This window comes from Thioclava indica, assembly GCF_000714545.1.
GTDB classification, from domain to species: Bacteria; Pseudomonadota; Alphaproteobacteria; order Rhodobacterales; family Rhodobacteraceae; genus Thioclava; species Thioclava indica.
In genome coordinates, this window is sequence record NZ_AUNB01000066.1 from 1 (window position 1) to 7,557 (window position 7,557).

At 62.9% G+C, this 7,557-nt stretch carries 2 protein-coding genes; both read right to left on the bottom strand.

From position 1 onward, the window contains the following. Positions 1–1,402, bottom strand: a 1,402-nt coding sequence (locus DT23_RS15885) for a ShlB/FhaC/HecB family hemolysin secretion/activation protein (RefSeq protein WP_162177267.1), incomplete at its 3' end; no start/stop codon positions are given. Positions 1,403–1,439: 37 nt separating this feature from the next. Beyond that, a complete protein-coding gene (locus DT23_RS15890) occupies positions 1,440–6,368 on the bottom strand; it encodes a two-partner secretion domain-containing protein (RefSeq protein ID WP_038132828.1) in 4,929 nt (1,642 codons plus the stop codon). Positions 6,369–7,557 lie beyond the last annotated feature (1,189 nt).

A 7,557-nucleotide genomic window follows, 5' to 3' on the forward strand; every position in this document is an offset into this window, starting at 1 on the left:
CGCCCCCGCCCGCGCCTGCCGACGCACTCATCACGCCATCCGGCCCGCCGAGGTAGAATTTCTGCGAGCTGTCGAGGTTCTTGCTGGCAAGCTGGCCGCTTAGATCGGCGCGCAGGCGAAAGCCCTGCCCCAGATGCTGATCGCGCGTCAGCCGGAACCGTAGCAACGAGAAATCCCCCGCCGCGTTCGGCCCCGCCGCATCCGCCACCCGCGCGGTATCCGGCCCGAGCGTCAAGCGCCCCTGCGAGAGCGCGATGCGCCCCGAGGTAACATTGCCCTTGGCATCTCTGATCGCCCCGCTCAGCCCCAGCCGTGCCAGCGTGACCTGCTGATCGTCCTGCGTGGCGGTGCTGCGGGTGTCCTGTGACATCCAGTTCTTGAGCAGATCAAAGCGCAGATCCAGCCGCCGCCCCGTTTCCAATAGCAGCGGATAGCTTAAATTAACGCCCGCCTGACTGGCCTTGCCGTGCTGATCAAGCGCGGCAAAATCCTGCCCCAGAACATAGCTCGTCACCGAGCCATAAACGCCCGCGCGCAGACCGTTGCCCAGATCGGGCGACAGCGCCGAAAATCCGCCCGCTTTGAGACCGCCGCTTTGCGAGAGCAGCCCATTGGCCGACAGGCTGCTGCCCCGCCCGAAGGGGTTATTCGCCGTGACGTTGAAATTGCCCAGCAGCTTGCCAGTATATTGGTTGCCGTCATTGCTCAGCCCGACAGAGCCGGTCACCAGCGGTAGATCGGCGCGCTTGAGATCAAGCGTGGAGGTCTGGGGCTGCGCACCGGGCAGCAAGATGCCCTGCACCTGCACGCCGGGGGTTTCTTGCAGCAGCAACAAGCCACGCTCCAGCGGTTTGGAGGCCACCGGATCGCCGGGTTTCACCCCGACAGTGGCACGCGCTTGGCTGGCCTTGAAGCGCGACTCGCCGCTGACCGTGACCTGGTCGTAATGCGGTTCAACCACGGCAATGTGGATCACCCCGTTGCGCACTTTTTGTGCGGGAAGATAGGCATAAGCGACGGGGTAGCCCGCCGCGTGATAGGCCTCGGTGATGCGCGCGACATAATCGTTAAGCACATCCAGCGTCAGCTTGTGCCCCTCGGCGGGCGCGACCAGCTTGTGCAACTCGGGCGCGGCCAGCCAGCTATTGCCTTCAATCACCAGCTTGCTGACCGGGATCAGCAAAGTGGAGCCGCTTTTTTGGCGCGACGGCGCAGGCAGTGTCAGCACCGCACCCGGTGCTGTGGGCTGGGCCTGCGCGGGGCGCGTTTGTTGCAGCACCGCACCGGGGGATGGCAGGCTTTGCGCCTGTGCACCACTGCTCAGAAGCAGCCCAAACCCGAGGGCCAGCGTCATCGCGCGCTCTGCCCCACGGACAGCGATTGGCAGTGTCTGCTGTCTCATCGGCAGGTCTTCCTTTTTGTTTGCACGAGCGGCGCTATCACGATGCATCATCGTCTGCCCCCTTCACGCCACCGTTCTGGATCTCCAGCGAGGGCGTCCCGGGCGGAGGTGCGCCCAGCGGCACGTTCAACGCGCTCGCCACTGGCAGCCCCGAGAGACGATTGACGCGATTGTTTTGTAGCGGCGATCCAGGACCGCCAATGGGGAGCGGTTGCGTAATCGCCCCGAACCCCGTGACCGTGGTGGGGACCGGCAGGCTGTAATTGGCCAGATCGGTGCCGCCAATGCCGCGGAAATCGCCCGCGCTCAGATCGGCGGTTACAGCAATCAGCGTACCCACATCGGCCGAGGCGTAGGTGCCGCTGGTCTGCGTCACTTCAAGCTGGTCGCCCTGCGCAACCCCGCTGATGCTAAAATCGCCCGGCACCAGATTGGCCACCAATGTAGCGTCATAAACCCGCGTCGGAGTGCCGGTAAGCGCCACATTCAGCGCACGCTGAGCGACCGTGTAATCGCCAGTGATGCTGCCGATGCTGTAGTTGGCCGCATCCGCACCGCTTAGGCCCGAGACGCTCTCAATGCCGGCATAGCTGCCCGCGTTGAGATGCCCGCCAGTGCTCAGATGCCCCGCAGTGGCAACCGAAGCCGTGCCGCTCACCGCATCACCCGACACCGCGTTGGTGAAGTTCACCGCCCCCGGTGACAACGCATCGCCATAGGTCGAACTCCCATCGGCAATCGAGCCCGCAAGCGCCAGTTTGCCCACCGTGTAATCGCCCGCAGCGATCGTGCCGATGCTGTAATTGCCCGCATCCGCGCCGCTCAGCCCCGAAACCGTCTCGGCCCCGCTATAGCTGCCCGCGTTGAGATGTCCGCCAGTGCTCAGATGCCCCGCAGTGGCAACCGAAACCGTGCCGCTCACCGCATCACCCGACACCGCGTTGGTGAAGCTCACCGCCCCCGGTGCCAGCGCATCGCCATAGGTCGAGCCGCCCGCCGCAATGCTCCCGGCAAGCGCCAGTTTGCCCACCGTGTAATCGCCCGCAGTGATCGTGCCGATGCTGTAGTTGGCCGCATCCGCACCGCTTAGGCCCGAGACGCTCTCGACCCCGGCATAGCTACCCGCGTTGAGATGCCCGCCAGTGCTCAGATGCCCCGCAGTGGCAACCGCCACCGTGCCGCTCACCGCATCACCCGACACCGAGTTGGTGAAGCTCACCGCCCCCGGTGCCAACGCATCGCCATAGGTCGAGCTCCCATCGGCAATCGAGCCCGCAAGCGCCAGTTTGCTCACCGTGTAATCGCCCGCAGTGATCGTGCCGAGCGTATAGTTGCCCGCATCCGCGCCGCTCAGCCCCGAAACCGTCTCGGCCCCCGCATAGCTGCCCGCGTTCAGATGACCGCTGGTGCTCAGATGCCCCGCAGTGGCAACCGAAACCGTGCCGCTCACCGCATCGCCCGACACCGCGTTGGTGAAGCTCACCGCCCCCGGTGCCAACGCATCGCCATAGGTCGAGCCGCCCGCCGCAATGCTCCCGGCAAGCGCCAGTTTGCCCACCGTGTAATCGCCCGCAGTGATCGTGCCGATGCTGTAGTTGGCCGCATCCGCACCGCTTAGGCCCGAGACGCTCTCGACCCCGGCATAGCTACCCGCGTTGAGATGCCCGCCAGTGCTCAGATGCCCCGCAGTGGCAACCGCCACCGTGCCGCTCACCGCATCACCCGACACCGAGTTGGTGAAGCTCACCGCCCCCGGTGCCAACGCATCGCCATAGGTCGAGCTCCCATCGGCAATCGAGCCGGTCAGGCTGCGCGGATCGATGGTCAGCGTCGTTCCGGTTTGCGTGATCAGGTAGCCCTGCTGATCCGACCACAGGTCAGCATGATAGGTCCCGACATTGCGCGCGTTGCCAAACGGGGTCGCGGCGTTGTTCAAGGTGCCCGAATTGCCAAACAGCGCGCCCGCCGGGGCGGAACCTGTCACCGTGGTGGTGATGCTTGAGGCCCCGGCCACAGTCCCGTCATAGGTCACATGCGGTGCGCTCGCCGAAACGCTTAGCGGCGTCATGAAGGCGGCCAGCAGCGGCGCGGTGTGCCCTTCATAAATCACCCAATCTGGCGTGGTGGAAAAATCAAAGCCCGTGAACGACGCCTGCTGCTGCATCTGCACCGAGGTCAGGGCCGTGCCGCCGGCGCTGGTGCTTTGCCCGCTTGAGTTGCTGTCCCAATAGTCGTCGGTGATTGTGGTGCCAAGACTGGACCCGAACAAACCGCCGACGTTGTACGTTCCCGACACGGCCCCCGTCGCGTAGACATTGCTGGCCGCACCCCACAAGGAATCACCCAATAAACCACCGACATGGTTCTGCCCGGACACGGCCCCTGTCGCGTAGGCGTTGCTGATTGTACTATCGTAGCTGTAGCCGACCAGACCTCCGACATTGGAACCCGTCCCCGTCACGCCGCCCGTCGCATAGGCGTTGCCAATCGTGCTCCTATTGAACAAACCAACCAGACCGCCAACATAGCCTGTCCCAGACACGGCCCCCGTCGCGTAGGCGTTGGTGATCGTGCCTGTGTTGCCTCCGCCGACAAGACCGCCGACATTGGAACCCGACGCCGTCACGGCCCCCGTCGCATAGGCGTTGCTGATCGTGCCAGAGTTGTTGCCGATCAGACCGCCGACATGGCTCTCGCCCGACACGGCCCCCTCCGCATAGGCGTTGCTGATCGTGCTGTTGGCGCCGCTGCTGCCGACCAGACCGCCGACAGTGTTCATGCCCGTCACGGTCCCCGTCGCATAAGCGTTGCTAATCGTGCTGTTACTAGCATTCCCGACCAAAGCGCCGACAGTCGACTCTCCTGTGACATTGGCGTCGATCAGCCCGACATTGCGCAGGCTAGCGTTAATCGCTTTTCCAAACAGTCCGGTGGCAGAGCTTGAAAACGGTCCGAACCCTCCGGGGCCTCCGGGGCCTCCGGTGCCAGCGCCTGAAGTCGGAGTAATCGTCAGATGGCTAATCGTATGGCCGAGACCGTCAAACTGACCGGTGAACCCGCCTCCTAAACTCCCGATCGGGGTGAAGCTGGCGATGCTCGACAAGTTGACATCGCTGCCCAGCACGTAAGCGCCGCCCAGCCCGGTGGTGTTGATGTTTTGAAGCGCGGTGGCATCGGTCACGACCGTATAGCTGAGGATCGCGCCCGTCGAGCCCAGCTGCGTGGTAAAGCTGGCACCCGAGGTCAGCGACACCGGGGCATTGATGCTGTAGGACGCGCCCGCGCCATCCGTGCTGGACTGGCCGTATTTCAGCGCCAGACCCGGCGCGCTGCCCGATGCGGTGATCGCGGCGTTGACGGCGATGTTGCCCGCTGCGTCAAAGGTCAGTGTGTTGTCGCTGGACCAGCCGATGGCCGCGTCCACCGTGATATCGCCCGCCTCCGCGCCGCTTGTGCCGGTGGTCTGGATCGTGACGTTACCCGAGGCCAGCGCGGTCGAGAGGCTGGAGGCGAGGATGGTCGAATCCGCGCCCGCCGGTTGGTTCGCTCCAGAGCTGGCCGAGGTCGCGCTGTCATCCGTCACGCTTAGGTTGTAGGGGTCGAGCAGCCAAGTGCCATCCGCGCCATTATCGGCCTTCGTGCTGACCGTGCTGCCGGTGACATCAAGACGATGTCCCGAGGTCTCGATCATGCCGCCATCACCGCCCTGCGCGCCGCCTTTGGCCAGCAACGTCCCGTAGCTTAGCGTCACGCCATCCGCCCGCATGATGTCAGACCAGATGGCAATCGTGCCGCCATCGCCCTGCCCGGTCGCGCTGGCATCCAGCACCGCGCCCTGTTCCACCCTCGCCGTTTCCGCCTGCGCCCCGCCTGCGCCGTGCAACCCGCCGCCAAAGGCGATCTCGCCGCCGCCCTGCGCACCCGTCACATCCAACTGCGCGGTGGATTTCGCGACCACATGCTGCCCGCGCACCGCGATCGTGCCGCCTTTGCCCGCGCTTGAGCCGGCATCCAGCCGCCCGCTGACGGCCACCGTGCCGGAATTGCCACCCAGTAGTTCAATCGTGCCGCCCGCACTGCGGCGCACACCGCGCGCCTCGATCACGCCACTATTGTTAACCACCGTTTTCATCAGCGCATCTTTCGCGCGCGCCGACATCACGACCGCACCATTATCGACCCGGATCACGCCACCGTTTTTGACCTGCGCATCCAGCGCATCGGCGCTGACACGGAATTGCACCAAAGCGTTGCCCGACAGCGAGATATCCACCGCGCCGCCGGCCCCCAGCGCCGTCGTGCCACCCGGCGTGATGATGTGGCCCTCATTGTCGATATGACGCCCGATAAAGGCAACATAGCCGCCCTGACCCGCGCGGATCAGGCCGTCATTGGTGACGCCTGCCGTGCTGTCGCCGCTAAAGCTGAGGCGTCCCGCCATGAAATCGCTGTCGCTGATGCCCAGCGTCGAGACCAACAACCCGCCTGCGCTGACCTGCGCGCCGGGCGCAAAATACACACCGTTCTGGTTGACGAGAAACACCTGACCATTGGCATCCATGCCGCCATAAATCGCGCTGGCAGAATTGCCCACAACCCGGTTGAGCGCGACCGAACTGGTCGAGGGTTGGGCAAACGTCACATGCTCGCGCGCGCCAATGTCAAAGCCCTGCCAGTTAAGGATCGCTTTGTCGCTGGACTGGGTGATCGTCATCTGGCTGCCGTTTTGCGCAATCGCGGCCTGCCCGGCCACAACCTGCCCGCCCGTGGGCAAAGCCTGTGCGCCAAGCGGCACGAGGATACCCAACGTCAACGCCGCAGCGCCCGCTCCGACCATCTTGCGCATCAACCGGCGCAAGCGACGCATCATCCGACGGGTCTTACGCCCAGCCGTCCCCAGCCCCTCGGGCACAGGCACCAAAGTGCCAAGACGGCGGCTCCAGATCAGTCGAAATACGTTGTTCATCGAGTGCGCCCTTTCGGCCCAATGGCCAAATCATGTCCAGACTTGCAGGCATGCGGATGGGCGAAAACAACTGATACGCAAAATCTTGCGGTAAAAACCGCAAAACAGACACTCATAAACCCCAAGCGACGACACACCCCCCCCGAGAAGACCGGGAGTCTCTCCTAAAACCCATAGGCGAGATACATAGTTGGGCGAGCTATTCGAGAATTTTACGGCCTGTCAACAGGTTACGCGAAAGATGCTTAAGAAGGAAAAGCCGCTGTGGCGGTGACGCACCAGCGTGGCAGGATGCACTTTCAAGGGCGGCTTGGGTTGTCTGCACCCTTGAATCGGGGGAGCCGCTCTGCATCGATCTCAAGTCAGGAATGGCTTTTTCTGCCTTACCTTCGGAAGCAGATCTCAGCGCACAGATGAAGCCCAAGCGAAGCAAACATCCTGATTTTATAGTCACGACTGCCGTCGGTAAGCTCCATTCGTGCTTGCGCTGCATCAAAACAGGGCAACAACAGTCCGCTTCTGCGTCGAGACGCCATTCATGCCCGGCGCAGCGAAAGTCCGGTCTCCGCCCGCACTTCGGAATGCCTCTGGTGCTGCGACTGCAAAGGTCATGTCCGCTTCTGGCTGGGACCGGTCAACTGGGGACCCCCTCAGGTGCCATTACGGTCAAGTATAGCGTGCTGCACCGCCGCAAGTCGGCTTCGAGCCCAGACTGACCGATGCTGCGATGTGCGTGGATGTCCGCCATCGCGCGCGAGCCAAAAGCCTTCAACAACTAAATGGGTTTTCAACGAGGGTTGTGGCAGCGTCAATCGGTCTGGTTTGCGAATATGCCAAAACGAGGGTCTTTAGAAGGGCTTGGCTGCCATATATAAAGGCCAAGTATTCCTTGCCTCGGCTTGACGCTCTGGGATGGTCAAACCTCGGCGCTGAAACTGAGTGGTCAGGGTTTATTTACGCCAAAAAACAAGTGCTCAATATGTCAGATCAGATTCGTGATACCTTGGTTGAAATCTTATCGGTCTGCGAAAAGAGCGGTATGGGTTTCAGCTTGATTGATGTTGATAAAGCGTTTGATCCAAGTCTTACAAAGTTCAAAAATCTTTACAAACCGCCGCCAAATAGGAGGCGGTAGGTGAGGAATCCTGGCCCCACCCAGACTTAGCTGTTTGATCCCACGGTTTGATGG